Source organism: Pseudomonas lurida, from assembly GCF_002563895.1.
Classification (GTDB): domain Bacteria; phylum Pseudomonadota; class Gammaproteobacteria; order Pseudomonadales; family Pseudomonadaceae; genus Aquipseudomonas; species Aquipseudomonas lurida.
The window spans coordinates 1,962,487-1,988,965 of sequence record NZ_PDJB01000001.1; the positions used below are offsets into that span (position 1 = coordinate 1,962,487).

The 26,479-nt window shown below is 60.4% G+C and carries 25 protein-coding genes; 12 read left to right on the forward strand and 13 right to left on the reverse strand.

All coding sequences use genetic code 11. The features are described from left to right. Nucleotides 1–55 precede the first annotated feature (55 nt). Both ATH90_RS09005 and ATH90_RS29530 read left to right on the forward strand, forming a co-directional pair. A complete protein-coding gene (locus tag ATH90_RS09005; protein WP_034102799.1) occupies nt 56–1,729 on the forward strand; it encodes a DEAD/DEAH box helicase in 1,674 nt (557 codons plus the stop codon). Nucleotides 1,730–2,018: 289 nt separating this feature from the next. Further along, the gene (locus ATH90_RS29530; protein ID WP_238339933.1) at nt 2,019–3,038 is read left to right on the forward strand and encodes a hypothetical protein; all 1,020 of its coding nucleotides are present in this window, start codon (nt 2,019–2,021) and stop codon (nt 3,036–3,038) included. Between the two features lie 79 nt (nt 3,039–3,117). Here ATH90_RS29530 and ATH90_RS09015 read toward each other — a convergent pair whose 3' ends face one another. Then, on the reverse strand, nt 3,118–3,885 hold the full coding sequence (locus tag ATH90_RS09015) for a DODA-type extradiol aromatic ring-opening family dioxygenase (RefSeq protein ID WP_069022519.1): 768 nt from the start codon (nt 3,883–3,885) through the stop codon (nt 3,118–3,120). Between the two features lie 103 nt (nt 3,886–3,988). Here ATH90_RS09015 and ATH90_RS09020 point away from each other — a divergent pair, with 103 nt between their 5' ends. Continuing rightward, on the forward strand, nt 3,989–4,645 hold the full coding sequence (locus tag ATH90_RS09020; RefSeq protein WP_034102801.1) for a thiopurine S-methyltransferase: 657 nt from the start codon (nt 3,989–3,991) through the stop codon (nt 4,643–4,645). Between the two features lie 63 nt (nt 4,646–4,708). On the opposite strand, the gene htpX is transcribed toward ATH90_RS09020, so the two are convergent. Both htpX and ATH90_RS09030 read right to left on the reverse strand, forming a co-directional pair. Then, entirely contained in the window at nt 4,709–5,596 is an 888-nt protein-coding gene (gene htpX, locus ATH90_RS09025) for a protease HtpX (RefSeq protein ID WP_034102803.1), read from the reverse strand. A 304-nt stretch (nt 5,597–5,900) separates the two neighbouring features. Continuing rightward, nucleotides 5,901–7,112 (reverse strand): pyridoxal phosphate-dependent aminotransferase, encoded by a 1,212-nt coding sequence (locus tag ATH90_RS09030; protein WP_025857865.1) that lies wholly within the window; start codon nt 7,110–7,112, stop codon nt 5,901–5,903. Nucleotides 7,113–7,314: 202 nt separating this feature from the next. Here ATH90_RS09030 and msrB point away from each other — a divergent pair, with 202 nt between their 5' ends. The 3 genes from msrB to ATH90_RS09045 all read left to right on the forward strand — a co-directional run bounded on the left by msrB (nt 7,315) and on the right by ATH90_RS09045 (nt 8,809). Continuing rightward, complete coding sequence (gene msrB / locus ATH90_RS09035) at nt 7,315–7,707, forward strand: peptide-methionine (R)-S-oxide reductase MsrB (protein WP_034102807.1); 393 nt, start codon at nt 7,315–7,317, stop codon at nt 7,705–7,707. Between the two features lie 140 nt (nt 7,708–7,847). Then, nucleotides 7,848–8,333 (forward strand): glutathione peroxidase, encoded by a 486-nt coding sequence (locus ATH90_RS09040; protein WP_098466109.1) that lies wholly within the window; start codon nt 7,848–7,850, stop codon nt 8,331–8,333. Next, nucleotides 8,330–8,809 carry a MarR family winged helix-turn-helix transcriptional regulator gene (locus tag ATH90_RS09045; RefSeq protein ID WP_034102810.1) on the forward strand — a complete coding sequence of 160 codons (480 nt, stop codon included), beginning with the start codon at nt 8,330–8,332 and terminating at the stop codon, nt 8,807–8,809. Before ATH90_RS09040 ends, ATH90_RS09045 begins: the two co-directional genes overlap by 4 nt. Here the strand turns inward: ATH90_RS09045 and ATH90_RS09050 are convergent. Then, on the reverse strand, nt 8,763–11,072 hold the full coding sequence (locus ATH90_RS09050) for a hybrid sensor histidine kinase/response regulator (RefSeq protein ID WP_098466110.1): 2,310 nt from the start codon (nt 11,070–11,072) through the stop codon (nt 8,763–8,765). The two genes, ATH90_RS09045 and ATH90_RS09050, sit on opposite strands and share 47 nt — an antisense overlap. Nucleotides 11,073–11,235: 163 nt before the next feature. Between ATH90_RS09050 and ATH90_RS09055 the strand changes: the two genes are divergently transcribed. Further along, nucleotides 11,236–12,126: an ATP-binding protein gene (locus ATH90_RS09055; protein WP_034102814.1), complete on the forward strand. Its 891-nt coding sequence runs from the start codon at nt 11,236–11,238 to the stop codon at nt 12,124–12,126. Continuing rightward, complete coding sequence (locus tag ATH90_RS09060; protein WP_098466111.1) at nt 12,123–12,605, forward strand: GAF domain-containing protein; 483 nt, start codon at nt 12,123–12,125, stop codon at nt 12,603–12,605. The genes ATH90_RS09055 and ATH90_RS09060 overlap by 4 nt, the downstream gene beginning before the upstream one ends. Nucleotides 12,606–12,630: 25 nt before the next feature. Here ATH90_RS09060 and ATH90_RS09065 read toward each other — a convergent pair whose 3' ends face one another. The 8 genes from ATH90_RS09065 to ATH90_RS09100 all read right to left on the reverse strand — a co-directional run bounded on the left by ATH90_RS09065 (nt 12,631) and on the right by ATH90_RS09100 (nt 21,423). Then, entirely contained in the window at nt 12,631–16,266 is a 3,636-nt protein-coding gene (locus ATH90_RS09065; RefSeq protein ID WP_098466112.1) for a transporter substrate-binding domain-containing protein, read from the reverse strand. A gap of 8 nt (nt 16,267–16,274) precedes the next feature. Beyond that, on the reverse strand, nt 16,275–16,901 hold the full coding sequence (locus ATH90_RS09070; RefSeq protein ID WP_034102820.1) for a response regulator transcription factor: 627 nt from the start codon (nt 16,899–16,901) through the stop codon (nt 16,275–16,277). A gap of 250 nt (nt 16,902–17,151) precedes the next feature. Then, nucleotides 17,152–17,553 (reverse strand): response regulator, encoded by a 402-nt coding sequence (locus tag ATH90_RS09075; protein WP_098466113.1) that lies wholly within the window; start codon nt 17,551–17,553, stop codon nt 17,152–17,154. Between the two features lie 171 nt (nt 17,554–17,724). Further along, nucleotides 17,725–19,056: a deoxyguanosinetriphosphate triphosphohydrolase gene (locus tag ATH90_RS09080; RefSeq protein WP_016978472.1), complete on the reverse strand. Its 1,332-nt coding sequence runs from the start codon at nt 19,054–19,056 to the stop codon at nt 17,725–17,727. Nucleotides 19,057–19,127: 71 nt separating this feature from the next. Beyond that, the gene (locus tag ATH90_RS09085; protein ID WP_069022532.1) at nt 19,128–20,291 is read right to left on the reverse strand and encodes an EAL domain-containing protein; all 1,164 of its coding nucleotides are present in this window, start codon (nt 20,289–20,291) and stop codon (nt 19,128–19,130) included. A gap of 93 nt (nt 20,292–20,384) precedes the next feature. Further along, nucleotides 20,385–20,726: a hypothetical protein gene (locus ATH90_RS09090; protein WP_034102826.1), complete on the reverse strand. Its 342-nt coding sequence runs from the start codon at nt 20,724–20,726 to the stop codon at nt 20,385–20,387. After that, complete coding sequence (locus ATH90_RS09095; RefSeq protein ID WP_034102828.1) at nt 20,723–21,106, reverse strand: phage holin family protein; 384 nt, start codon at nt 21,104–21,106, stop codon at nt 20,723–20,725. Before ATH90_RS09095 ends, ATH90_RS09090 begins: the two co-directional genes overlap by 4 nt. Before the next feature lie 2 nt (nt 21,107–21,108). Next, nucleotides 21,109–21,423 carry an ElaB/YgaM/YqjD family protein gene (locus ATH90_RS09100; protein WP_012723021.1) on the reverse strand — a complete coding sequence of 105 codons (315 nt, stop codon included), beginning with the start codon at nt 21,421–21,423 and terminating at the stop codon, nt 21,109–21,111. A 346-nt stretch (nt 21,424–21,769) separates the two neighbouring features. On the opposite strand from ATH90_RS09100, the gene ATH90_RS09110 reads away from it, so the two are divergent. After that, entirely contained in the window at nt 21,770–22,978 is a 1,209-nt protein-coding gene (locus ATH90_RS09110) for an ammonium transporter (protein ID WP_098466114.1), read from the forward strand. Here ATH90_RS09110 and ATH90_RS09115 read toward each other — a convergent pair. After that, the gene (locus ATH90_RS09115; protein WP_098466115.1) at nt 22,965–24,701 is read right to left on the reverse strand and encodes a cation:proton antiporter; all 1,737 of its coding nucleotides are present in this window, start codon (nt 24,699–24,701) and stop codon (nt 22,965–22,967) included. The genes ATH90_RS09110 and ATH90_RS09115 overlap by 14 nt on opposite strands. Nucleotides 24,702–24,851: 150 nt before the next feature. Between ATH90_RS09115 and ATH90_RS09120 the strand changes: the two genes are divergently transcribed. The 3 genes from ATH90_RS09120 (at nt 24,852) to ATH90_RS09130 (ending at nt 26,463) form a co-directional block, all read left to right on the forward strand. Beyond that, complete coding sequence (locus tag ATH90_RS09120; protein ID WP_034102831.1) at nt 24,852–25,088, forward strand: glutaredoxin family protein; 237 nt, start codon at nt 24,852–24,854, stop codon at nt 25,086–25,088. Between the two features lie 74 nt (nt 25,089–25,162). Beyond that, the gene (locus ATH90_RS09125; protein ID WP_034102833.1) at nt 25,163–25,498 is read left to right on the forward strand and encodes a hypothetical protein; all 336 of its coding nucleotides are present in this window, start codon (nt 25,163–25,165) and stop codon (nt 25,496–25,498) included. Nucleotides 25,499–25,572: 74 nt separating this feature from the next. Continuing rightward, nucleotides 25,573–26,463, forward strand: coding sequence for a pseudouridine synthase (locus ATH90_RS09130; RefSeq protein ID WP_098466116.1), 891 nt, complete (start codon nt 25,573–25,575; stop codon nt 26,461–26,463). Nucleotides 26,464–26,479 lie beyond the last annotated feature (16 nt).

Consider the following 26,479-nt stretch of genomic DNA (forward strand, 5'->3'; position numbering starts at 1 on the left):
CGGCATGCGCAGCTTTGGAGCATGGGTCTTTGCGGATGCACTTAGAGGCAGACCCATGACCCAGGAAACCGGCGGCTTCGCCGCTTTTAATCTTAACCCGAATATTCTTGCAGCCGTCGCAGCGACTGGCTACGAAGAACCTTCGGCGATTCAGCAGCAATCGATCCCGATCATCATGGCCGGCCAGGACATGATTGGCCAGGCGCAAACCGGTACCGGTAAAACCGCCGCGTTCGCCCTGCCTATCCTGCACTGCATCGATCCTGCCAAGCGCGAACCGCAAGCCCTGATCCTGGCGCCAACTCGTGAGTTGGCGCTGCAAGTAGCAACCGCTTTTGAAACCTACGCCAAGCAAATGCCAGGCGTTACCGTTGTAGCCGTTTACGGCGGCGCGCCGATGGGCCCGCAACTCAAGGCTATCCGTAACGGCGCACAGATCGTTGTCGCCACCCCGGGCCGTCTGTGCGACCACCTGCGTCGTGACGAGAAAGTACTGTCGACCGTGAACCACCTGGTTCTCGACGAAGCTGACGAAATGTTGAAGCTGGGCTTCATGGATGACCTGGAAGTCATCTTCAAGGCGCTGCCACCGACCCGTCAGACCGTGCTGTTCTCGGCCACCCTGCCACAGTCGATCCGTGCCATTGCCGAACGCCACCTGCGCGATCCGCAACACGTGAAGATCCAGACCAAGACCCAGACCGTTACCGCGATCGAACAGGCTCACCTGTTGGTTCACGCTGACCAGAAGACCTCGGCTGTATTGAGCCTGCTGGAAGTCGAAGACTTCGACGCCCTGATCATGTTCGTGCGCACCAAGCAAGCGACCCTGGACCTGGCCAGTGCCCTGGAAGCCAAAGGCTACAAAGCTGCTGCGCTGAACGGCGACATCGCCCAGAACCAGCGTGAGCGCGTCATCGACTCCCTCAAGGATGGCCGCCTGGACATCGTTGTGGCGACCGACGTTGCCGCCCGTGGCCTCGACGTTCCACGTATCACCCACGTGTTCAACGTTGACATGCCTTACGATCCAGAGTCCTACGTTCACCGTATCGGCCGTACCGGCCGTGCGGGTCGCGAAGGTCGTGCATTGCTGCTGGTGACTCCACGTGAGCGCCGCATGCTGCAAGTGATCGAGCGTGTAACCGGTCAGAAAGTCGCTGAAGTACGCCTGCCGGATGCCCAGGCAGTCCTGGATGCGCGCATCAAGAAACTGACCAACAGCCTGGCGCCTCTGGTGGCTGACGCTGAATCGACCCACGGCGACCTGCTGGACCGCCTGACCGCCGATATCGGTTGCACCCCGCGTGCCCTGGCTGCAGCCCTGCTGCGCAAAGCCACCAATGGTCAGGCCCTGACCCTGGCAGCCATCGAGAAAGAACGTCCACTGGTCCCGAACAGCGCGCCACGCGGTGATCGTCCAGAGCGTTCCGGTGACCGCCCAGAGCGTGGTGATCGCGAGCGTCGCGCTCCGGTTCCACTGGCTGAAGGCCGCGCTCGTTGCCGCACCGCGCTGGGCGCGCGTGACGGTATCGCTGCCAAGAACCTGCTGGGCGCTATCCTCAACGAGGGTGGCCTGGCACGTGAAGCCATCGGTCGCATCCAGGTCCGTGACAGCTTCTCCCTGGTGGAGCTGCCGGAAGACGGTCTGGAAAAACTGCTGGCCAAGCTCAAGGACACTCGCGTTGCCGGTAAGCAGCTGAAGCTGCGTCGCTACCGCGAAGATTGATCCGCCCCCGGGCTGATTGATCGAACATAAAAAATCCCCGACTGGTTCGGGGATTTTTTTTGCCTGGCGTTGGGTATGCACGCAAAAGCTACTCGCTTGGTGGGGAGTGCTTCATAGAGCGGAGGGTGTTTAGGTATTTTCTGAACTATCGGTTTTCGTTGTCAGCTAATGATCACATCAGGTTTAAGAAAAGTCCGAGCGTATGACTGACCTGTCTGGCAGCCTGCTTGTAAGTGAGTCACTAATGTCGAGTGATGATTGAACTCACTGGAAAGAGGCTGTAGCTGTTATGCGCGTTGATAACTCACACCGTCCCCTATCAAGAATACCTGAGCCCGTTATTCATCCTCTTGTGCAACCTTCCTTTAATATGGCTGGTGAGCCACGTAATGATCAGTACCAAGAAGATAAAAATAGCCTTCGGTCATCAGGGGGCTTTAGCGTATTGAATGATGCTCCGAGGCGGCTATTAAGAGAAGTTTCCTCGAAAGCTATTTCGCCCACGATCACAATCCATCACTCGAAGCTTGATAAGGTGAGCGATCCAAAACTCGAAATCAAGAAGGAAGCCACAGCACCCAATGGGTTGTATGGTGTAAGTTACTCACTGTCCGCACCGCACCCTGGGTTGAGCAATATCACGTTTCCAATGAGTATTGACGAAGGCCTCCAAAGAAAGACAGGCAAGGATGCGGGTATTTATTATGCGATGCAATTTGGCGTTAATGACAACAATGGCAAGCCCCTCGGTCGCGGCTATATAGGGATGCAGCCACGTGGAGATGGCAAGGCGCTGGTTACATTTTCCGGATCCGGTTCGCATTTCAAAGCGCCACAAGGTCGCGGCGAGTTTGATGGGGGGAACGGCGCGAGTAATAGCACATTGGTCGATTTTAAGTTTGGGCATAAATATAATTTGACGGTGGTGCGGGATCCTGAAAATCCCCGGAAGTTGAGCGCTTATATTCAGGATGTCACGGATCCCGATAATCCGGGTCCCAAACAGCACGTCCAAGATCTTTATGTCGACAGAGACGTTGCACTGGCGGGCAGAGAAGTTGGGTTTGTTGAGCAGTATGGCGAGAAAATAAACCGAAGTTCGCAGATTGCGCCAACGGGCGGCAGTTTTTCAGCGCCCTTTACTACAGACGATAAGGGGAATATTAAAGTTGGCGTGATCAACAGTACTGGTTTTTACGGCAGGTACAAGAACTCGATGGTGGGCACCCAACAGGTGACCAAAGACTCCGGTGTAGGAAAGGAAATCCACTTTTCCTTTAAAGGAGTGGGGTCTGAGAAGAAGGCCTAGCCCGTGCCCTTGATAGTTGCAGGGCTATCGCCTTAGTGTCTATCACCTACAGACTGTCCCATTCCAGCGACGGACTCTGTCAACCGAAGCGGTAGATGTCCATGCCCAGCGCGCCCAGGGTGAAGCCCTGGTGCGCCACGCTGAAATCGCCACCGGCACCGCGCGCGAAATACAGCGGCAGTAGGTGCTCATCACTGGGATGGCTACGCACGGCATTCGGCGCTTGGCGGCGATAGTCGTGCAAGGCGTTTGCATCGTTGGCCGCCAGTTTGTCGACGACCCAGTTGCGGAACTCTAGCGCCCATGGGGTGATGGTCTCGGGGCCGGCGCGCCAGTCAAGCTCACCCAGGTTATGGGTAATACTGCCGGAGCCGATCAACAGCACACCTTGCTCGCGCAAACCGGCCAGGGCATGCCCGACGCGGGTCTGCAGGGCAGGGCCCATGCGGCTGGGCAGGGACACCTGCACCACCGGAATGTCCGCTGCCGGGTACATCAGTGACAGCGGCACCCACGTGCCATGGTCGAAAGGGCGTTGTGCATCGACGCGTGCATCCAGTCCATCGGCATGCAGCCGCTCGACGATCTCGCCGGCCAGTTGCGGGTCGCCTGGCGCCGGGTACTGCACGGCAAACAATTCGCGGGGGAAGCCGCCGAAGTCGTGCCAGGTCTCGGGCGCGGGACTGCCGCTGACCAGCAGCTCTTGGCTTTCCCAATGCGCCGACACCACCACGATTGCCTTGGGTCGTGGCAGCTCGGCCGCCAGGCGCAGCAATGCCGGGCCGCTGGCACCGGGTTGCAGGGCGAGCATGGGCGAACCGTGGGAGATAAACAGGCTGGGGAGCATAAGTGGGGTCCTGAGCGTTAACATGGGCCCATCTTCAATCAGATCATTGATCTAAATCTAATATAAGTTTTAGTGCCTTTTGATCGAATTTCCGGGGGGATCCATGGAGCCTAAGTTTTGGCAGGAGCGCTGGGCGCGCAATCAGATCGGCTTCCATTTGCCTGAGGTCAACCCGTACCTGCAACGACACTGGCCGCAGCTCGCGCTCGCCGAGGACACCCAAGTGCTGGTGCCATTGTGTGGCAAGAGCCTGGACCTGATCTGGCTGGCCAGCCGTGGGCTGCGGGTGTTGGGCGTGGAGCTATCGGAGCAGGCCGTCGAGGCGTTCTTCAGTGAGCAGAACCTGGCGCCACGCATCACACGGCGGGGCGCCTTCACGGTTTATCAGGCTGATCGGGTCGAGGTGTGGTGTGGCGATTTCTTCGCCCTGGACGCCGACGTCCTGGCCGGTTGCACTGCACTGTATGACCGCGCCGCACTGATTGCCTTGCCGCCGCTGATGCGTGCGAGATACGCCGAACACCTGAACAGCCTGCTGCTTCCAGGCTGCCAGGGGTTGTTGATCACCCTCGATTACGACCAGACGCAGAAAGCCGGACCACCGTTTGCGGTGACGGATGACGAGGTGAAGGTGCTGTTCGGTTCGGAATGGACCTTGGAGGCGCTGGAGGCGCAAGACATTCTGGGTGAGAGCTGGAAGTTCGTGCAGGACGGCGTCACGCGGCTCGACGAGCGTGTCTATCAGCTAACGATGCGTTGACAATATAAGCGCCCACAAAAAAAGGGGCGATCAAATCGCCCCTTCTTGCGTAACGGCTGGTTATCAGCCCCGACGGCGCAGTGCGTCGATGCGCTCTTCCAGCGGCGGGTGGCTCATGAACAGGCGAGCCATGCCCTGCTTGATGCCACCGTTGATGCCGAAGGCGGTCAGGCTGTCCGGCATGTGCACCGGCAGGCCCTGTTCGGAGCGCAGGTGTTGCAGCGCTGCAATCATCGCCCCGGTGCCCGCCAGGCGCGCACCGGCTTCGTCTGCACGGAATTCGCGCTTGCGCGAGAACCACATGGTGATCGCGCTGGCCAGGAAGCCCAGCACCACTTCAGCGAAGATGGTTGCCACGAAGTAGGCAATGCCGCGGCCTTCTTCGTTCTTGAAGATCACCTTGTCGACAAAGTTGCCGATGATCCGAGCGAAGAACATCACGAAGGTGTTCACCACGCCCTGGACCAGCGCCAGGGTGACCATGTCACCGTTGGCCACGTGGCCGATCTCGTGAGCCAGTACGGCCTTCACTTCATCGTAAGAGAAGCGTTCCAGCATGCCCTGGCTGACCGCAACGAGTGCGTCGTTCTTGTTCCAGCCGGTGGCAAAGGCATTGGCTTCATAGGCCGGGAAAATCCCGACCTCGGGCATCTTGATGCCCGCCTCGCGGGACAACTGCTCGACAGTCTGCAGCAACCATTGCTCATGCCGGGTACGTGGCTGGGTGATGACCTGGGTGCTGGTGCTCATCTTCGCCATCCACTTGGAGATGAACAGCGAGAACAGCGAGCCGGCAAAACCAAAGACCGCACAGAAAACCAGCAGCTGATTGAGGTTCAGGTCAACCCCGTTGGCCGCCATGAACCCGTTGAAGCCGAAAAGGCTCAAGGTGATGCTGGCAATCAGCACGACCGCAAGGTTAGTGGCCAAGAACAGCAGGATGCGCATCATGGTTGTAGAGTTCTCCTCATGCTTAATATGTCGCTTACTGCGGGGTATATAAGGTGCGCCATGGGGTGATTCAACCGAGCGACTATTTCAAACTGTGTCCTACAGCCTGAATGTAGAGCCTTGAAGGGTTTTTCCGTGGTTGAAAAGGCGTCTTGATTGATTCGCCGTTGCCATGGAACCCTTTAATCATAAGGGGGCGGTGGCGTTTTTGCTGCCAGCGAAGCGTTGATACGCAGGAGGGGCAGAGAAGTGTTGCCAGATACTCGCTGTACGACCGATTGTCGGTCGTACAGCGCCGTTTGCGTTACTGGCGATAGGACTTGAGGAAGTTACCGATGCGACCAATGGCCATGTCCAGGTCATCCACACGCGGCAGCGTCACTACGCGGAAGTGATCCGGCCACGGCCAGTTGAACGCGGTGCCTTGCACCACCAGCAGTTTTTCCGACAGCAACAGGTCGAGCACGAATTTCTCGTCATTGAGGATCGGGCACACTTTCGGGTCGATCCGCGGGAAGGCATACAGCGCGCCCATGGGTTTCACGCAGCTCACGCCCGGGATTGCGTTGAGCAGTTCCCAGGTGCGGTTGCGCTGCTCCAGCAGGCGGCCCTGGGGCAAGACCAGGTCATTGATGCTCTGGTAGCCGCCGAGGGCGGTCTGGATGGCGTGCTGGCTCGGCACGTTGGCGCACAGGCGCATGTTGGCCAGCATGTCGATGCCTTCGATGTAGCTTTGCGCGTTGTGCTTGGGGCCGGAGATGGCGATCCAGCCGGAGCGGAACCCTGCCACGCGGTAGGACTTGGACAGGCCGTTGAAGGTCAGGCACAGCAGGTCCGGCGCCAGGGAGGCGGTGCATACGTGCACGGCGTCGTCGTAGAGGATCTTGTCGTAGATCTCGTCGGAGAACACCACCAGGTTGTGTTGGCGCGCCAGTTCGAGCATGCCCAGCAAGACTTCCCTGGAGTACACGGCACCGGTCGGGTTGTTCGGGTTGATGATCACCAGGGCCTTGGTGTTCGGGGTGATCTTGGCCTTGATGTCGGCCAGGTCCGGGAACCAGTCGGCGCCTTCGTCACACAGGTAGTGCACCGGGTGGCCACCGGCCAAGGTCACGGCGGCGGTCCACAGCGGGTAGTCCGGCGCCGGCACCAGCACTTCGTCGCCATTGTTGAGCAGGGCCTGCATGGACATCACGATCAGCTCGGACACACCATTGCCCAGGTAGATGTCTTCGATACCGACACCTTCGACCTGCTTCTGCTGGTAGTACTGCATCACCGCCTTGCGCGCGCTGAACAGGCCCTTGGAGTCGCTGTAGCCCTGGGCGGTGGGCAGGTTGCGGATCACGTCCTGGAGGATCTCGTCCGGCGCTTCGAAACCAAACGGCGCCGGGTTGCCAATGTTCAGCTTGAGGATGCGGTGGCCTTCCTCTTCCAGGCGTTTGGCGTGCTTGAGCACTGGGCCGCGAATGTCGTAGCAGACGTTGGCGAGCTTGTTCGATTTGCTGACCTGCATGGCGATGTGATCCTGAAAATGAACGATCCAGACGGTGGAGACACTACCGTACTGTGAATCCTGCGGGGCCCGCACCCATAAATACGTTTGAATGCCGGTAGCGCGGGTGCCAGACTGGCGTTTTGAAGAGGCGCAATCATACGTGCCGCCTGATCCATGGAAAAGACACAGATCAGGCTTTTTCAGTTGCCGAGGTGTACCGATGGAAAAGTTGGAAAAAACCCTTCAGGAATGGCAGGACATGCTGGACCCGGCGCAGTACCAGGTGTGCCGTCTCAAAGGCACCGAGCGGCCGTTTTCCGGCAAGTACAACGCCACCACCACGGACGGCGTGTACCACTGCATTTGCTGCAACGAACCGTTGTTCGATTCCAAGACCAAATTCGATGCCGGCTGCGGTTGGCCGAGTTTCTACGAGCCGATTGCCGATAGCGCGATGATCGAGATCCGTGACGTCAGCCACGGCATGATTCGCACCGAAGTGACCTGCGCCAAGTGCGATGCGCACTTGGGCCATGTGTTCCCGGACGGTCCGCCGCCGACCGGCCTGCGTTATTGCATCAACTCGGTGTGCCTGGACCTGGTCCCGCGTTGATAATCCTTCTGCAAGAGCCCGGCAAGCCGGGCTCTTACAGGGGGGTTGTGATGATTGGGTATTCGTCTGGTCAATTAAATTGCACGCAATTTAATTGCCTACTATGTTTACCCTTCTTTTCTCCCTATCGAGGCACTGCCATGAGTGACAACCTGCTGAGCATCCCTTGCACCACCATCAAGGGTGAGCAAAAGACCTTGGCCGATTTCGCCGGCAAGGCCCTCCTGGTGGTCAATACCGCCAGCAAGTGCGGCTTCACCCCGCAGTACAAAGGCCTGGAGCAACTCTGGCAGCAGTACAAGGACCAGGGCCTGGTGGTGTTGGGTTTCCCTTGCAACCAGTTCGGCAAGCAGGAGCCCGGTAACGAAGGCGCGATTTCCGAATTCTGTGAGCTGAACTTCGGCGTCAGCTTCCCACTGTTCAAGAAGATCGATGTAAATGGCAGTGATGCCCACCCCTTGTTCGTTCAGCTCAAAAAACAAGCCCCGGGCCTGCTCGGCTCCAAAGGCATCAAGTGGAACTTCACCAAGTTCCTCATCGGCCGTGACGGCCAGGTGGTCAAGCGCTTTGCCCCGACCACCAAGCCACAAGACCTGACCCAAGAGATCGAAGCCCTGCTCAAATGACCGTATCCCTGGCCCTCGACCACCAACTGTGCTTCAAACTCTATGCCGCCTCCAGGGCCGTGACCCGCGCCTACAAACCGATGCTCGATGAGCTCGGCCTGACCTACCCGCAATACCTGGTGATGCTGGTGTTGTGGGAGTGGCATGCCGCAGCACCAGCGCAGCCCACGGTCAAGGCATTGGGGGAACGCCTGATGCTCGACTCGGGCACGCTGACGCCGCTGCTCAAGCGGCTTGAGCAGCTCAAATGGGTCAGGCGCCAGCGCAGCGCCCAGGATGAACGGGAAGTGCACCTGAGCCTGAGCCAGGCCGGCGTGCAATTGCGCGACCAGGCTCATGGCCTCAAGACCCGGCTCTTGTGCGCCAGCGGCGTCGACTTGAACCAGGCCGACGCGTTGCGCGATGGCCTGGACCAATTGCTTGGACAGATCAGAGACTTGTCGTCTTCGGCACCCAAAGATCCAGTAGACCGCTGAGTTCCTCGCGGCGGAACGGCTTGGCCAGGTAGTCGTTCATGCCCGCGGCCCGGCAACGCTCGCGTTCTTCGGACAAGGCGTTGGCGGTCAGTGCGACAATAGGCAGGTCCGGCCAGCGCCCGCTGCGACGGATCTGCCGGCTGGCCTCGTAACCGTCCATCACCGGCATATTGCAGTCCATCAACACCAGGTCGAAGCGTTGTTCCTCCAGGCACTTGAGCGCCTCGCCACCGTGGGCGGCCACGATCACCTCGCACCCCAGTTTGCTGAGCATGCCCTTGGCCACCAGTTGGTTGACCGGGTTGTCCTCCACCAGCAGGATGCGCGCCCGATGCGCCAGCGGTGCGGCTTCCATCTGGATCGTGTCGAGGATCAGTTGGGTGTCGCTGCGCAAATTACGTTGCAGGATCTGATACAGCGCGTTGCGGCTCAATGGGCGCGCCTGTTGCTGCAGCGGCGCCAGCGCCGCGACTTCTTCGCTGGGCATGAAGTTGCCATACGCGGTTACCACCAGGATGGGCGCGGTGATGGACGGTCGCAGGCGGAACAGGCATTCGGGGCAGTCGGTGATCAACAGGTCCGGGGTTTGCCCGCTCAGGTCTTCATCACGCGAGTAGCAGTGAGGCGTCAGCCCCCAGTGGGGCAACAGGGTGGTGAGCAGTTCCGTCAGGCCGCTGCCGGCACTGGTAATGGCGATCACTTCACCCTTGAGCGGTGTCGGTTGCACGGCGGGCAAATGGGTCGGCAGTGGCAGGTCGGCGCAGAACTGGCTACCGAAGCCGACCTCCGAACTGATGCTCAGGCGGCCCTTCATCGCTTCACACAAGTTATGCGTCAGTGCCAGCCCCAGGCCTGTGCCGCCAAACTGGCGGGTGATACCGGCGCCAGCCTGGGTGAACGGCTGGAAGATCTTCACCTGGGCTTCCTGGGCAATGCCGATACCGGTATCACAGACCTCGATGCGCACCCGCCCATCCAGCGCGCTGAGGCGTACATCCACCCGGCCGAAGCGGGTGAATTTCAACGCGTTGGACAGCAGGTTGCTGACGATTTGCCGCACACGAGTCGGGTCGCCCAAGACTTGTGCAGGAAACTGCGGGTCGATCAGGCACGTCAGTTCAACGCTCGGCGCGGCGTTCTGCGACAACAGGTTGGCGGTGTCCTCGACCAGCGAGCCCAGGTCGAAGGGGATGCGTTCCAGCTCCAACTGACCGGCGTCGAACTTGGACAGGTCGAGGATATCGTTGAGCAACTCCACCAGCACCTTGCCCGAGTCGTGGGCGATGGACAGTTGCTGGCGCTGTTCAGCGTTGAGCGGGCTGTCCAGCGACAGCGCGATCATCCCCAGCAGGCCGTTGAGCGGAGTACGAATCTCGTGGCTCATGTTAGCCAGGAACGCCGCACGCGCCTGGGCCATGCCCAATGCATGCATCTTCGCCGCTTCCAGTTCATCGTTGGACTGGCTCAGGCGCTGGTTGCTGGTCTTGAGCTCCAGGGTGCGGGCGGAGACGATGTCTTCCAGTTGGCCCAGGTATTCGGTGAGGCGATCCTCGGCGTGACGGCGTTGCTGGATCTCGGTCTCCATGTTTTCGAATTGCTGGTTGGCCACGTTCACCAATACGCCGATTTCGTCGTGTTCGTGGCCGGGCGGGCAGTCCAGGCGTGCCTGTCTGCGGTTGCTCAGCTCACGGATAATGCGCACCAGCGGCTGGGTGAGCATCACGTAGAACAAGCCCAGCAGGATGCCGGTGAGCAGCAGGCTGCGGACAAAGCCATTGAGCAGGGTGATCTCGGCTCGGTGCAGGAAGCGGCTGCCAAAGGTATAGGTGTCCACGTCCAGGCGCAGCACGCCGAGGGATTCGTTGGGCATATGGCTGAGGAACAGCCGGTCTTCGAACTGGCGGTTGGCACCGAACAGGAAGTCGCTGAGCGGCCGGTAGGTGCTTTCCTTGCGCGGCCGGTCGACGTCGGCCAGCACCACGCCGTTGTTGTCGATCAACTGCGCGCGAATGATCGCGGGGGAGTGCAGCAGGCCCAGGGTCAGTTCCTGGGCCAACTCGGCGTCGATGTTGTAGGCGATGCGTGACGCGGGGTTGTGGCTGATTTCGATCAGTGAACGAATTTCACGGTTGATGGATGCGTCTTCGCTGGCATAATCAATGCCGATTTGGATCAGGCTGAGCAAGGTTCCCAAGACGAAACCGACCAGCACAGTCAATCTGGCTTGTTTATAAGACAAGCGGTGGGCGAACTTGATATCCATTGAGTGTTGAACCACTTCACGTTTCCCTTCGCCCGGCAAGCATAGCCGAACATCCACAGGCTCTGGCTTACCCGGCACGAATCGTTTTTTACGCAGCCACGTGCGGTCTGCCGCAGGGCTGCCAATACGCCATCTTTTGCAAGAACTTGCCAGAGGAATAATCGTGGATTCTCGATTGAATGCCTTTCTTGAGCGGGCCGATGCCGTGCTCGCCCGCCTGGAACCCCTGTTGCCGGCGCCCCGCCAGACCATCGATTGGAACCAATGCCTGGCTGCCCGCTGGCAGCGCGAAGGCCGCAGTGGTTTCCTGTTGCCGCTGGACGTCAGCCTGGAGATGCGCCTGTCCGACCTGATTGGCGTGGACAAGCAACGTGAAACACTGGCACGCAATACCCAACAATTCCTCGACGGCCTGCCCGCCAACCATGCACTGCTATGGGGGTCGCGTGGTACGGGCAAATCGTCCATGGTGCGTGCCTTGCTGGCCCAGCACGCCAAGGCCGGCTTGCGCCTGATCGAAATCGAACGTGACCACCTGGCCGACCTGCCGCGTGTGGTCGAGCAACTGGTCAAGCTGCCACAACGCTTTATCCTGTTCTGCGACGACCTCTCGTTCGAGGCCGGCGAAGGCGATTACCGCGTGCTTAAAAGCGTACTGGACGGCTCCCTTGAGCAAGCCCCGGAAAACGTGCTGCTGTATGCCACCTCCAACCGCCGCCACTTGGTGCCGGAAAACCAAAGCGACAACGACAACTGGAAGCGCGTGGATGGCGAACTGCATCCGAGCGAGGCGGTGGAGGACAAAATTGCCTTGTCCGACCGCTTCGGCTTGTGGCTGTCGTTCTACCCGTTCTCCCAGGAGCACTTCCTGGACGTGGTGGAACACTGGATCGGCGAACTGGCGGCCAAGGCCGGCTTGCAATGGCAGCGCGACGAAGCACTCGACATCCTCGCCGTGCGCTGGGCCACCGGCCGCGGCAACCGCAACGGCCGTTGCGCGTATCAATTCGCCCGTTACTGGGTGGGTCTTAAATTGCTGGAGCTTCAACCATGATCGATCTAAACAGCGCCGGCACGGGCCTTGATGGCTACGCCATGCTCTGCGCGCAACTGGAGGCGCTGCTCGCCGATGAGCGGGATTTCATCGCCAACAGTGCGCAATTTTCGGCGTTCCTGTTCAACCAATTGGACGACTTGAACTGGGCCGGCTTCTATCTCAACCGTAACGAAGAACTGGTGCTCGGACCGTTCCAGGGCCAGATCGCCTGTGTGCGCATTCCGTTCGGCCGGGGGGTGTGCGGTGCAGCAGCGGCGTCGCGGCAAACCCAGCGGGTGGAGGATGTGCATGCGTTTGCAGGGCACATTGCCTGTGACAGCGCATCGAACAGCGAACTGGTGGTGCCGCTGGTCAAGGACGGCAAGCTGATTGGCGTCCTTGACCTCGACAGCCCGTCGCTTTCGCGTTTTACCCTCAAGGACCAGGCCGGCATTGAACAGCTGGCGGCAATTTTCCTGCGCTTGACGGACTGTTGATCACGCAAGGGGCGGCAACCGCCCCTTACTGACCATCAAGCCCACGAAGCTGCACCTGCAGTGCCCTCTCCAGTTCCAGCATGAGCTTTTCCAGGGATTTCGCCCCGGCTTCGATCAACGCCCGGTCATCGCCGCGGGCGCACGCCTGCTCAAGGGTTTCGCACTGCCCGGCCAGTGATGTCGCCTGGACGATACGGGCAGCGCCCTTGATCCTGTGGGCCTGCTCGATGAGGTCCTGGAGCGGGGCATGCCCAGCAATCAGTGCAGTCAGCGCCTGGCGATCATGTCGACTGCTGCTCAACAGCTCCTCCAGCAAACGCCAGCTCAACTGCGGATCGCCGCCGGTCAGGGCCTGGAAGTTGCCAAGGTCCAAGTGCAGGTCGGCGGGCTGAGGGGCGATCTGCGCGAGTTGCCGCTCCAGTGCCGTGAGGCTGATCGGTTTGAACAGGCAATCGTTCATGCCTGCCTGAGCGCAGCGTTGCTTCTCTTCGGGCTGGGCATTGGCGGTAAAACCCAGGACCACGCACGGTGCCAGTTGCTCACGCTGTTCGTACTCGCGGATTGAGCGGCTCAACTCGTAGCCATTCATGATGGGCATGTTGCAGTCGGCGATGACCAGGTCGAAGCGTTCCTGGCGCCAGGCCTGGAAACCGGCTGCGCCGTTCTGGGCCGCCGAGAACTGATGGCCCAGGTAACCCAGTTGCTGGCACATCAGCAAGCGGTTTGCGGGATGATCATCCACCACCAGCACATTGAGTACCGGCGCGTTTGCCGGCGACTCGGGTTTGCGCTCATCCGTTGCCTGCTCCGGCTGCAGGCGCGTCATTTTCAGGCTGACATGCACCTGGGTGCCGACCATGGGCACGCTGCTCAGGCTCAGTTGGCCACCCATCATGGCGCACAGGCTGCGGCAGATCACCAGCCCCAGGCCAGCGCCGCTCCTGGCGAGTTGCCCGGAATTGTCGGCCTGGGCAAAGGGTTCGAACAGGCGCAACTGATCATCCCGGCTGATACCGATCCCGGTATCCTCGACCACCAGCTTCATTTCCACCTGTTGCGCCAGTTCGGTGGGCAATACCTCGACCTTGATGGTGACCTGGCCACGCTCGGTGAACTTGATGGCATTGCTGACCAGGTTCGACAACACCTGCTTGAAACGCAGCGGGTCGATCAGGACTTCGGTGTCGTCGCGGTCGGGGTTGAAGGCCAGGGACAGGCTGAGGGTTTTCTGGCGCGCCAGGCCGTCGAAGACACGCACCACCGACTCGATGACTTCGCGCAGGTTGACCCGCTCCGGGGCGAGACTCAGGCGGCCGGACTCGATGCGCGCGATGTCGAGGATATCGCCGATCAGTTCCAGCAGGTCCTTGGCCGAGTTGTACGCCACTTCGATGGCCGGGCGATCGAGATGGCCCTGGTCGGCGCGCTTGAGGGTCAACTCCAGCATGCCGATCACCGCATTCATCGGGGTGCGTATTTCATGGCTCATGGTGGCGAGGAACGTGCTCTTGGCCCGGTTGGCTTCGTCGGCGCGCTCCTTGGCCGCACGGATTTCATCGAACAACTGGCGTCGCTCGCTGATGTCGATCCAGCCACCAATGATCCCCTGGACTTCTCCCGTCGAGTCGCGGTACGGCAGGATCCAGTGGTAGATCGTCAGTTTCTGTTCGCGAATGTGCAGGGTGCGATCGAGGATCAGCGGGTTGCCTTCGGCCATCACCCGCTCATAGTCGGCATGGTATTGCGTCGCGTCCGTTTCAAGGGCCTCGCTCATCTGGATGGCGCTTTTGCCGATGACATCTTCGCGCTTGACGTCGAACACTTGCAGGTAGCTGTCGTTGCAGGTTTGCAGTAGGCCCTTGCGGTCACGCACATAGATCGGATGCGGGGTTTCATTGACCAGCGCGCGCATGAACTCGAACTGGTCATTGAGGGCGCGCTCGGCCATTTTGCGGTGTTTGATCTGGCGGCGCATGTAGGCGTTCCAGGTCAGGGAGATCAACAGTAAAAGCCCAGTGCCGATGATGATGCGGGCGATCAGTTGGTGATAGTTGCGCCAATAGCTGTCGGAGGCGGCCGTGTAGCCACGCCAGCGACTGTTGATCACCCCCAGTTCATCCGGGGCGATGCTTAGCAGGGCCTTGTCGAGAATCGAGCTGAGTTCGGTGGCACTGCGGGCGGTCGCCAGGGCGAAGGTGGCGGGAGCGGTGCCGATGCTGGTGCTGATCTGCAGCTTGTCCTGGAACACATGGGACGACAGCAGGTAGTTGGCGACCACCAGCGAGTTCACTGCACCTTCCACATGCCCTTGGGCGAGCAACTCCGATGCCTTGAAAGTGTCGCTGGCGTCCACCAGTTGGACCCGCGGAAAGTCGCGGCGCAAGAACGGTTCGAGAGGGTTGCCTGCAGTGATTGCCAGGCGCTTGCCGGCCATCTCCTCCAGGCTCGAGGGCGCGCCGACCTCTTTGCGTGTCAGCAGCACATAGGAGTTTTCCAGGTAGGGACGGCTGAAGTTCAGTTGCGCTTCCCGTTCCGTGCTCGGCACGATTGCGCCGATGATGTCGATCTTGCCGGTGTCCACCTGTTCGATCATCGCGTTTACGTCACGTCCACGCTGAATCTCGAAACGCAGCCCCGTGCGCAGGCGAATCAGTTCCAGCAGGTCGGCGGTGATGCCACGGAAATTGCCATCGGCGTCGAAGAAGGTCAGGGGGGCGAACGTTTCGTTCACGATCACTTTGACCACCGGATGATCGGTCAACCAACGTTCCTCTCGTTGGCTCAGTTGCAGCTTCTCGTCGGTGAGCAGGATGTCGCTGCCCGCGCTCCAGCGCTTGGCGATCGCGTCGCGTTCGGCGGTAGGCACGGCTGTCAGGACCGCGTCGACGATACTCAGGAGGGTGCGCTGGTGATTGGGCAAGGCAAAGCCGAACCCATAGGCTTCGTGCTTGCCGAAGTTGGCCATGCGGATGTTCTTGAGGTAGCCCTTGTTGATCATGTAATGGGTGGAAATGGTATCGCCGAGGAACACGTCGGCCTGGTCGAATGCCACCGCATTCAAGGCGTTCTGATAAGAGGGGTAGGCGCGGATGATCGCCTCGGGGTACAACTTTTTCACCTCATCCAGGGGCAGGTAGTGGTAGACCAGGGCCAAGCGCATCCCGGCCAGGCCATCATTCAGGCTGCGGGTTTCTCCTTCGCGGGTCACCAGTACCGGCTGGTCCACGGCGTACGGTTCGGACACGCTGAGATTCGGGTTCGCTGCCTCGAAGCCGTTCGAGGTGCCCAATAAATCAATGTCTCCCTTTTCCAGGGCGCGGATGGCGTCCTCTCGGGAAGGGTAGCGCAACACTTTCACCGGCAAGGCCAGCGACTTGGCCAGCAAACCGGCGTAATCGGCGGTGAGCCCTTCATAGTCGTGACCACTGGACGTCAGGTCGAAGGGAGGGTAGTCAGGCGATGCGGTGCCTAGCACCAGTTCGCGCTTGTTTTGCAGCCATTGGCGTTGTGCCTTGTTCAGGTGGGTTTCCAGTTGAACCGAGCCGGCGCGGCTCAACAAGGTGAAATGTTCCGGGCCCGTTTGATGGTTCGCGAGCACGGCGGTGCTGAAGCACAAACCGGCACTCAATGTAATCAGATAGTCCTTTATACGCCTGGGCATCCGCTTTCTCACACTAGCGCGTTTCGTTTTGCCATCTCGATAAGTTCTACCAAGGATTTGGCTTGAAGTTTCTGCATCAGCCTCTTTTTATAGGTGCTTACTGTTTTGTTGCTCAGAAACATACCTTTGGCAATTTCCTTGTTCGTGCGACCTTGTGCAAAAAGTTGCAACACCATTAGTTCCCGGTCGTTGACGGTCTTGAACAATTCAAGTTCCTGGAATTCCACGCCATCGACACCACTGGTCGTCAATGCCTGGCTGGGGAAGTAGTTGTAGCCGGACAACACCGCGCGGATAGCGCTCAGCAACTCGCTCAGGTCGCCTTCCTTGCACACGTAGCCATCGGCGCCCGAGCGCATGCAGCGTGTGGCGAAGAGCGTGGGGGACTGGGCCGTCAGGATCAGGGTTTTCATCGGCGTATTCATCGCGTTGAATCGGCAGAGCACTTCGAGCCCATCCAGCTTGGGAATACTGATATCAAGGATGATCAGGTCAGGCTGGCATTCGCGGACCATTTGAATGGCGTCGCATCCGTTATCCGTTTCGCCCACCACTTTGTAGCCTTCGTGCTCCAGCAACATACGGATGGCAAGCCGTATAACCGGGTGGTCGTCGATAATAAAAACTGAGTTCATGATCACATTCCGTGCAAGTGCAAATAAAGCGGGCACATTAGCTCAGAAGAGGAGGCAGGCGCATGAGCGCAGGGGGGAACAGATATAAAACAGGAAAAGTCCTACATTAAAAAAGGTAAAGGCCTACCGGTTACTGAGGCTTTGTGCACCGATCTGTCAGGGGTTTGAAAATGCGTCGGTTAGATCGTGCTGCCAGGGAACTAAGTGGCGTGTTCCAGGCAACTTTCCCAGGGTAATAATGTTTAAAGTCCTACATTTTTAACCTGAGTAAGGGGCAGATCAAGCGTGCAAGTTCGTCTTTGTTCAACGGCTTGGATAAATAGCCAAGCAGCGGCAAGCCACGTTCCACGGCTTGTGCGATCAGGTTGGCGAGTTCCACCACAGGCAACCCGCTCAACAGGATGGCGGTCGTGGTAAAGCGTCGGCGACTGGCGATTTCTATCAGCTCGAGCCCCGGCAGGTCGGGCAGGCATTGGTCGCACAGGATGATGTCGAAGGGCACCTGCGCCCGCGACATCAAACGGATCGCCTGTTCGGCGCTGTCGGCCGGGGTCACCCGTGCAAAGCCGAAGCTCCTGAGCAGGTACTGGGTCGCTAGGAGTTGAAACGGATGATCCTCCACCAGCAGGATATGAAGCGGGTAACTGGGCATTGGGAGCACACGGTGAGTCAAGCGTCGATGAAGGGCGTGTAGGAACAGTTCTTTTGGGTCGCCCGGAGCGTGCGTGATTATTCATCGTGTGCTTGTGCGAATTCGATCAGGCCGCTCTGTTCCCTTCGTAGGTCGATTCCTTTCAGGGAACAGGCCGCTTGATCGTGCGCGTTATTGCGGGCTGGAACGCCCGGTCATTTCGCGTGCCATCTCGGTGGCATAGCTGTCGGTCATGCCCGCGATAAAGTCGATCATGCGCAGGAACGAGGCGTGCAAAGGCCATTCAGGGTTCGGCGCGTTGTTGCCCAGCAGGTCGAGAATGCGCCGGTTCTTGAACGACGGCGTGCGCCCACCATGCTGCTCCAGCGCCGCCCCGCAAAAGGCGTTCAACAGGATTTCCAGGGTGGTGTAGGCGCCGATCTCATGCAGGGTCTTGCGCTTGTCCTGGAAGATCTTCTTGCGGGCCATGTCCTTGGCGTCCAGTACGCAGCGTTTGGCCGGGCCATGCATGTGCTCGACCAGATCGCCGGGCAGGGTGCCGGCAAGCAAGGCATCCTGTTGTTCGACGAAGGCACTTGCCGCAGCGTTGGTCAGGTGTTCGATGGCCTTGCCGCGCAGGATTGCCAGTTTGCGTCGGCGCGAGTCCTGGGCACCGAGTTGGCGGTAGGTCTGTGGCAGGTCATCGCCCACCAGGTTGAGCAGCAGCGACTCGACTTCGGCATATTCCAGCAACTCCATTTCCAGGCCATCTTCCAGGTCGATCAAGGCGTAGCAGATGTCGTCCGCCGCCTCCATCAGATACACCAGCGGATGCCGCGCCCAGCGCTGTTCCTCGAGTTGCGGCAGGCCGAGCTTATGGGCGATCTGCTCGAGAATCGGCAGTTCACTCTGGTAACAGCCGAACTTGTGTTTCTTGTAGCCCAGGGAGTCAGCGTGGCGGGCGGTCCAGGGGTATTTCAGGTACGTGCCGAGGGTGGCGTAGGTCAGCCGCGTACCGCCGTCGAACTGGTGGTATTCCAGTTGGGTCAGCACACGGAAGCCTTGGGCGTTGCCTTCGAAATTGAGGAAGTCATTGCGCTCGGCACTGCTCATGTCGTCCAGCCAGCCGCGTCCGGCAGCCTGTTGGAACCAGTGGCGGATGGCATCTTCGCCGGAGTGCCCGAACGGCGGGTTGCCGATGTCATGGGCCAGGCAGGCGGACTGCACCACCATGCCCAGGTCGCTCGGGTCACACCAGTCGGGGAGGGCACTGCGCAGGGTTTCGCCGACGCGCATGCCCAGCGAGCGACCCACACAGCTCACTTCCAGCGAGTGGGTCAGGCGTGTATGGATGTGATCGTTGCTGGAGACCGGGTGCACTTGGGTCTTGCGGCCCAGGCGACGGAATGCGCCGGAGAAGATAATACGGTCATGGTCTTTGTGAAACGGGCTACGCCCCAGTTCTTCCGGGCTGTGCAGCGGTTTGCCTAGACGTTCGCGAGTCAGCAGGGTGGGCCAATCCAAGGCGGTTACTCTCCGTGCGGTGAATGACCCTCCCAGCTTCCCGGTTCAGCGCGGCCTGGGCAAGCGAAAATCTACAGCCCGGCCGCGTCGATATCGATTAACAGCAAACGCTGACCGTTATCGAAGAATTGTCCGGCGGTAAGGCAATACTGGTTGGTGGTTGCATCACGGTAGGTCGAGGACAGGGTCAGGCGGCGCTCCTCCCACCCTTCGGCCAACAGGTGGTAGAAGTACGGGCGCCACGACCAGTTATGGCCCAGGTAGCGGCTGTCGGCCTGCCAGGCGTCCTGGCGCCATTCGAAATTGGGCGTCAGCTGGGTGCCATGCCGGTCGCACTGGTAAAAGCGCAGCAGCCAGGGAAAGGCGGGTAACTGGGGCAGTTTGCTCAACGGCGCCTGCGCCTGGGCCCAGGTTTGCAGGATCTTCATCAGTTCGGCCAACTGGTGGCGCAGTTGCATGATGCGCCCGCGCTCGGCCAGTTTTTGCTGCACATAGGCGCTGCGCAACTGCGCAAAGCGCGGCACGAAGGCGTCGGCGGCAAACCAGTCCAACTGCGCCTGGGCGAACAGGTAGCCCTGCACGTAGCGCGAGCCGCACTCCAGGGCGAAGTTCAGCTGTGCTTCGGTCTCTACGCCCTCGGCAATAATCCAGCACCCGGTCTTCTCCGCCATTTGCGCCAGTGCGCGCACCACTTCACTGCTCGGTCCGCCTCGAGCGGCCTCCTGGAACAGGCGCATGTCCAGCTTGAGAATATCCGGCTGCAGCGCCAGCACCCGGTCGAGTTGGGAATAGCCTGCGCCAAAGTCGTCGATGGCGATGCGCGCACCGGCTTCGCGATAACGCACCACCACGTCAGCCAGGCGCTGGATGTCGCCCCCCAGTTCGGTGATCTCGAACACGATGCGCCGTGGGTCGACGCCATGGTTGTGGATCTGCTTGAGGCTTGGCAGGGCTTGCCCCGGGCGCAGGCGGTTGATCCAGCGTGGCGAGATGTTCAGGCTCAGGAACCAGTCTTCGGGCGCTTCATGCAAACGGCTCAGCGCGTTGTCGCGGATCTGCCGATCGAGACGCCGCAAGGTCACGCCCGGCGTGCGCGGGTCGGCGAATAGCGGGCCCACGGACTGCAGGCGGCCGTCAGCCTGGCGCAGACGGCCCAGGGCCTCGACGCCGGCGATGCGGCCGGTGGCGGTGTCGATAAACGGCTGGAAGCAGGCGAGCGGTTGCCCGTCGATCACGGGGCCTCCTTAAGAGCGGTGGCGAAAAAAAGGCCCGGCCCTCGAAAACGAGGGCCGGGCCGATTCTGTTAGCAAGAATGCAGCCAGCCAGGCTCAACTTTTGCGCGAAGTGCCCTGCATGGCCAGTTTGATCAGTGGAATCAAGCCGGCACCCAGGCGCACCATGCGCGTCAGGCTGCCGATGCCGCCACCCTTGGCGCCTTTGCCGGTGAAGAAACCCATCAGCGTCACGGCCGCCACGCCCCACAGCGGCGCGTGCTTGATCCCCAGGCTGTCCTGCCAGTTCTGGCCCATGTTGCGGACCTTGTTCAGGGGCAGCATCAATTGCTGGGACTCGTGGCGGATTTCCTGGCGGTGCATTTCCATGCGCAGGCGAATCAACGCCTTGCGCATTTCCCGCCGTGAAGTGTTTTGAGGCATTTCAGTCAGGCTCATGGCAGCAGGCGCTCCCGGTCATTGGCCAGTTCTTCGAGGGTGGCGTGGAACGGCGTGGACTCATCGAACACCGCCGCTTTCAGGCGCACCCCGCAGAACGCTGCGGCCAGGCTGTAGAACACGCAGAGGCAGATGATCCCGGTGAGGCGGTAGCCGGTGTCCCACACCAGGATCATCACCAGTGTCGACAACCCCACCAGCAACAGCAGTGCAAACACCAGCGCCAAGCCGGCAAACAGCAGCAGGCTGACGGTGCGGGCCTTCTGTTCCTGCAACTCGATGCCAAACAATTCGACGTGGCTGTGCAGCAAGCCCAGCACGGCCGCGCCCAGACGCCTTGAGGTAGTACCTGTGGCCGAGCCAGTTTCGCCGATAGACATGATTAGCGCCTTGTGGCCAGCAGGCCGATCAGAAAGCCCACGCCGGCGGCAATGCCCACCGACTGCCAAGGGTTGGCCTGCACGTAGTCTTCGGTCGCGGTGACCGCTGCCTGGCCGCGTTCGCGCAGGGAATCTTCAGTCTGCTTGAGGGTTTCGCGGGCCTGCAACAGCGTGTCGTGAATCTTGGCCCGCAACTCATCGGCTTGGTCGCCGGCCAGGACCTTGGTGTCGTCCAGCAACCTTTCGGTGTCAGTCACCAGGGTTTGAAAATCCGCCATCAGTATTTCTTGAGCAGTCTTTGCAGTTCTTCTGGCCATGGTTATCTCCGTGATTGGCTGATCTGTACGTCTGTTTTCGAGTCACCGGCGTCGGTGAAGGTTCAGTTCAATTCTCTGGTACAGCTTTTGCTTTGCCTTGGTGCGCAGGCCCCGGGGCCTGCGCTGAATCCGGGCGGCCCTGGGCAATGCCTTGAAAAACCTTACCCTAAATAACTGAAACTCGCGGAAAAACCCTCTCGGCAAGGGCCTATTGTGTTGATCGCTGCGCTAAAGCGGTTCACACCCTCTGAAGAGGGGTGGGGCCGGTGGGGCCAATTTAGTGCGCGCAACCTGGGCTTGAACCGCTTTGGTGCTTTTTGCCCTGACTGCAGGCCTGCCAACCTCCATGGAAAATTTGCAAAGTGCAGTGGACACGCTCGTCCATAGTTCCAACACCCTGTTTATCCTGATCGGTGCGGTCATGGTCCTGGCCATGCACGCAGGCTTTGCGTTCCTGGAAGTCGGTACGGTGCGCCAGAAGAACCAGGTCAACGCCTTGTCGAAAATCCTCAGCGACTTCGCCATCTCGACCCTGGCCTATTTCTTTATAGGCTATTGGATCTCCTACGGGGTGAGCTTCATGCAACCGGCGGCGGTGATCAGTGCCGACCATGGTTACGCTCTGGTGAAGTTTTTCTTCCTGCTGACCTTTGCGGCGGCAATCCCGGCGATCATTTCCGGAGGTATCGCCGAGCGCGCCCGGTTTGCACCGCAGCTCTGCGCGACGGCACTGATCGTAGCGTTTATCTACCCGTTTTTCGAAGGCATGGTGTGGAACGGCAACTTTGGCCTGCAGGCCTGGCTGCTCGCGACGTTTGGCGCCAGTTTCCATGATTTCGCCGGCTCGGTGGTGGTCCACGCCATGGGCGGCTGGCTGGCGCTGGCGGCGGTGTTGTTGCTCGGCCCACGCAACGGGCGTTACCGGGAAGGACGCCTGGTAGCGTTTGCGCCGTCGAGCATTCCGTTCCTGGCATTGGGCTCGTGGATCCTGATCGTTGGCTGGTTCGGCTTCAACGTGATGAGCGCGCAGACGTTGAACGGCGTCAGTGGACTGGTGGCGGTCAACTCGCTGATGGCGATGGTGGGTGGCACCGTTGCCGCGTTGATCATCGGCCGCAATGACCCAGGCTTCCTGCATAACGGCCCGTTGGCCGGCCTGGTTGCGATCTGCGCCGGTTCCGACCTGATGCACCCGGTGGGGGCGCTGGTCACGGGCGCCGTTGCCGGTGGGTTGTTTGTATGGTTTTTCATCGCTGCCCAGGATCGCTGGAAGATCGACGATGTACTCGGTGTGTGGCCCCTGCATGGCCTGTGCGGCGTGTGGGGCGGCATCGCTTGCGGCATTTTCGGCCAGGCGGCCCTGGGCGGGTTGGGCGGCGTCAGCCTGATCAGCCAGTTGATCGGCACGGCCCTTGGCGTGCTGGTGGCATTGGTGGGCGGCCTGCTGGTGTACGGCGTGATCAAGCGCGTGCATGGGCTGCGCCTGAGCCAGGAAGAGGAGTACTACGGCGCGGACCTGTCGATCCACAAGATCGGCGCGGTCAGTCAGGATTGATCGGCGCTTCGTCCGGTGCGTTCGGGTGTGAGTAAAAGCCGTGCAGCAGGCGATAGCGGTTCTGCCGCACTTCATCGACTCGCGCCTGTACTTGCTCGTCCGTCAGGCCCAGCAGGATCAAGGCGTGGGAGGCGAGCATCAGGCTCGATTCCAACAACTCGGGCACCACTTCGCTGGCGCCCGCCGCTTTCAGCTCGGCGAGCTGGCTGTCGTCGCGGGTGCGCACCAAGATCGGCACCTCGGCGTTGATCCGGCGCGCCTCTTTGAGCACCGCCAGGGCGACATCGCTGTTGTCCACCGCAACCACCACCAGCCGCGCGCGCTCCACGCCGACCGCGCTGAGCAGGGCGCCGCGCCGACAGTCGCCGTAATGCACGCTGCTGTCTTCGGTGGCCGCTTCCTGTACCCGTTCAGGGTCGTCATCCAGGGCGATATACGCCTGTTGTTCCTTGCGCAGAAAACGCCCGATCGATTGGCCGACGCGTCCATAGCCGCAGATCACCGCGTGCCCGCGTAACTCGGCGTTCAGTGCAGTGATTTCTTCCAGCTGCACTTGCTGGTTGGGCTTGCGGTGCAGGCGCAGGGCAATGCCCGGCGCGGCGCGCAATAGCAGTGGCGTCAGTAGCATTGAGCAGAAGGTGGCCGCGAGCAGCAACCCGTTGAATTCGTCGGGGATCAACCGGCTCTGCTGCATCTGCGCCATCAAGGCAAAACAGAACTCGCCGCCCTGGGCGAGTGCCAGGCCACTGCGCCAAGCGGTTTCACTGTCACTGCCGCGCAGCCTGACCAGCGCGGCCACCACGCAGCCTTTGACGAGCATGAGTGTCAGGGTGAAGCCGAGGATCAGCAGGCTATGGCTGACAAACAGTTGCAGGTCGATGAGCATGCCGATGCTGACGAAAAACAGCCCCAGCAAGATGTCGCGAAACGGGCGGATATCCGCCTCGATCTGATGGCGGTAGTGGCTTTCTCCCAACAACATGCCGGCCAGGAAAGCCCCGAGGGCAGGGGAGAGCCCCAGCAGGTGGGTGAGCCAGGCGGTGAGCAACACGATCACCAGTGCCAGCAGCACAAACAGCTCCGCCGAATGGGAGGCGGCGACCTCATGAAACAAGCGCGGCAGCAGCCAGCGACTGGCGAGCAGCAGCCCTATGAACAGCACCACGGTCTTGCCCAAGGTCAGCGGCAGTGCCCAATACCAGGCTTGTTCGCCGGTGCCAGCAAACACCGGCACCAGGGTCAGCAGCAACACCGCCACCACATCCTGGAACAGCAATACGCCAATGGCGTTCTGGCCATGGCTGCTGAAGATTTCCCCTAGGCTGGTCAGCTCCTTGCTGACGATGGCCGTGGATGACAATGCCAGCCCCGCACCCAACAACAGCGCAATACCCGGCGCTACACCCAGGGTCATCAGCAACAGCCCCAGCAGGGCGGCGCAACCCAACACCTGCAAGCTGCCCAGGCCAAACACCACGCGGCGCAGGGCGAGCATCTTCGTCAGGGAAAACTCCAGGCCCAGGGAGAACAGCAGGAACACCACGCCCAGTTCGGCAAGGTCGGGCAGCTCTTCGCTGTCATTCACCCAGTCGAGTGCGGTGGGCCCCACGGCCAGGCCGACGCACAGGTAGCCCAGCACGGGCGGCAACTGCAGTCGGCGAAACAGCGCAATGACCACCAGGGATGAGGCCAGAATGATCAGCAGGTTGGCAAACACACGCATCTCCGTTGCAAGGGGGCAGGCAAAAAGCCGCGAGAATCGCTGAATCAGTTATAGGCCATGCTGACCTGGGTCAGGGTTTTTGTGAGGGTGGGCTTCACGCCGCCACCGGGCTTAGAATGTTGGCCTACTTTCTCATCAGGTCCATTCGCCATGCTTCCTGAATGCCAGCTATTGGGCACCCTGGGTTGCCATCTTTGTGAGATTGCCGAAGCCGAGATCATGCCGCTCGTCGATAACGGGTTGCTCGTTGAACTGGTGGATATTACCGATCCCGAAGACCTGACCGACGTCTACGGCCTGCGGATTCCGGTACTGCGCCGGGTGGACACCGGGGCGGAACTGGATTGGCCGTTCGACACACAACAGGTGGTGGCCTTCCTTCGTTGAGCGTTATGCGATGGCAGGTTTCCAAATATTAAGTTACTGTATGTTTGTACAGCGATTGAATAGAGGGAACGCCCGTGGTGAATGTCGAACAACTGAAAAGCAGCGTCAATCGCATGTCCGCCGACGTCGTGCGCGATGCGGTGAACGAGCTGCGCCTCGATGGCCTGGTCACGGAAGGCAAGACGCCGTTCAACAAAGTGCATTTCAATACCTGCTTCGCCGAGATCGAGGCGCTGTTCCAGCGCGCCGGTTACCACAAGCAATTGGATGTGGTGGGCTACCAGGGCTTGTTGTACGCGCTGTACGATCCGGGCCGCTGGGAAGCGGTGGATGTGCTGCGTTGGCTCAAGGAATTCACAGACGCCGCCAGTGCCTCGAAGGTCTTGCGGGCGGAGTTGGCCAAGGCCTGATATCCGCCCTAGGCTCGATCGCGCTCCATGCGGGATAATGCCTGCCTGTTTTTTTCCAGGCTTCGAGCAATTCCATGTCCATATCCGGTTTTTCCGCGTCCCAGCACCAAGCCAGTACCTTGTACCTGCCGCCCGGTTCCTGGGCGACGGTGCTCGATTGCCTGTGCGAGCACTTCCCGGCGATTGCCCGTGAACACTGGCTGGACCGCATCGCCCGCGGCCGGGTGCTGGACATCAACGGCAGCCCGATCAGCCAGGACCTGGCCTACAAGGAAGGCCTGTGCATCTATTACTTTCGCGAAGTGCCCAACGAGAAAGTCATCCCGGTGCAGGAAACCATCCTGTATGCCGACGAGCACCTGGTGGTGGCCGACAAACCGCATTTCCTGCCCGTGACTCCGGCCGGTGAATACGTCGAGCAAACCTTGCTGCGCCGCCTGATTCGTCGTCTGGACAATCCGTCGCTGGTGCCCCTGCACCGCATTGACCGGCATACGGCGGGGTTGGTGCTGTTCTCGGCCAACCCGGCCAGCCGCTCGGCTTATCAGCAACTGTTTCCCACCCGCCAGATCGACAAGTTCTACGAGGCCATCGCGCCCGCCCTGCCACACCTGACCTTTCCCCTGGTGCATAAGAGCCGCCTGGTGGATGGCGAGCCGTTCTTCCGCATGCAGGAAGGTCCCGGCGCCAGTAACACCGAAACGGCTGTGGAGGTGCGGGAACAGCACGGTGATCTGTGGCGATACGGCCTGTTCCCGGTCACTGGCAAGAAGCACCAGCTGCGCGTGCACATGACCGCACTCGGCGCGAGTATCTGCAACGATCCGTTCTACCCCGACGTGATCAAGGACGCCGTGGACGATTACACCAACCCGCTGAAACTGCTGGCCCAGGGCGTACGTTTTATCGACCCGGTCACCGGTGTCGAACGCAGCTTCCGCAGCCAGATCACCCTCGACTGGTAACCCTCAGAAACGACAA